This is a genomic window from Clostridium sp. DSM 8431 (genome assembly GCF_900116755.1).
Lineage (GTDB): Bacteria > Bacillota > Clostridia > Clostridiales > Clostridiaceae > Clostridium.
Genome location: NZ_FPBY01000313.1, coordinates 1 through 1,545, shown reverse-complemented (window position 1 = coordinate 1,545; position 1,545 = coordinate 1). Strand labels below are relative to the sequence as shown.

Below are 1,545 nucleotides of genomic sequence, written 5' to 3'. Positions count from 1 at the left end.
AGGTACAAAAGATACCAGGAAATTTGAGTGATATAGAAATCTCGGCTTTTCGAAGCCTTGATATATAAGGGTTAAGAAATATGATTAACCCTATTAATATTATTTAAGGGAGGTGACAATATGCCGATTAAGATACCAGAAGAATTACCGGCGTATTCAGTATTAAGGGATGAAAATATCTTTGTAATGAATAATAGAAGGGCAGATACGCAAGATATAAGACCTTTAAGAATAGCTATATTAAACTTAATGCCTAAGAAGATACAGGCAGAAAATCAAATTTTACGATATTTATCAAATACACCATTACAGGTGGAGATAAAACTTATACAAACTAAGAGTTATACTTCACAAAATACACCAGCAGAACATTTGCATAAATTTTATAATTATTTTGATGATATTAAAGATGAAAAGTTTGATGGCTTAATAATAACAGGAGCTCCTGTTGAAAAGATGCCTTTTGAAGAAGTTGCTTATTGGAAAGAACTAGAGAAAATAATGGAGTGGAGTAACAGCCATGTATTTTCTACTCTTCATATATGCTGGGCATCTCAGGCAGGATTATACTATCACTATAATATACCTAAATATTTATTAGATAAGAAAATGTTTGGAGTTTTCTCTCATGTAGTGACAGATGAAAAGGCTGAACTTACTAGAGGATTAAGTGATAATTTTTATGCTCCTCATTCAAGACATACTGAAGTGAGAAGATGTGACATTGAGAAGATTCCTGAACTAGAGATACTTTCAGAATCAGATGATGCTGGAGTATTTATTGTAAGAACAAGAGATAATAGAAAAATATTTATAACAGGGCATTTAGAATATGATAGAAATACATTAAAAGATGAGTATATCAGGGACTTAGAAAAGGGGAGTCATATAGATATACCTGAAAATTATTTCCCAGATAATAATCCAGATTTAAGACCTATTATGAGATGGAGGGGAAGTGCACATATAGTATTTACAAACTGGTTAAATTATTGTGTATATCAGAATACTCCATTTAATATAAATGATATAGATAAATAGTTAAAGGATATTTATGAAGTATTTTAAAGACTCTCAAGTTTTAAGAAATGAAAATAATGAATTAGAAATTTCATGGAATATGGAAGATGTAAGTGAAGTTGGGATTTTTTCATTAATTGATGGAAGTGAGGAATTTATAGCAAAGAGTAGGCTGAGTAAATTTAAAGCTAAAGATTATTATAAAAACAAAAGATGTCTTTTTGTACTTAAATCAAATAATTATCATTATGAAATTGTAGGAGAAAAACTTCTTCCTTTAGAAGGAACTCATAATTTCATAGATTTAGGTGGATATAAAAGTGAAGATGGAAGAAGAGTTAAGTGGAATTTATTATATAAATCAGATAAGATTTCAAATCTTACTGAAAAAGATGTGCTTTATATAAAAAATCTGAAGATAAAAACTATATTTGATTAGAATGGCTACACTTAACTCGTGACTTTAGTCATGAATTAGTAGTCAGAGATAGTCAGCATATAGAGAAATCTATATGTAGAGATAGG

At 29.2% G+C, this 1,545-nt stretch carries 2 protein-coding genes; both read left to right on the top strand.

Annotated features, from left to right (window positions below; all coding sequences use genetic code 11):
• The first annotated feature begins 120 nt into the window (after positions 1–120).
• Entirely contained in the window at positions 121–1,041 is a 921-nt protein-coding gene (metA, locus tag BM384_RS17060; RefSeq protein WP_090015467.1) for a homoserine O-acetyltransferase MetA, read from the top strand.
• Between the two features lie 13 nt (positions 1,042–1,054).
• Positions 1,055–1,459 (top strand): tyrosine-protein phosphatase, encoded by a 405-nt coding sequence (locus BM384_RS17055; protein WP_090015465.1) that lies wholly within the window; start codon positions 1,055–1,057, stop codon positions 1,457–1,459.
• Positions 1,460–1,545 lie beyond the last annotated feature (86 nt).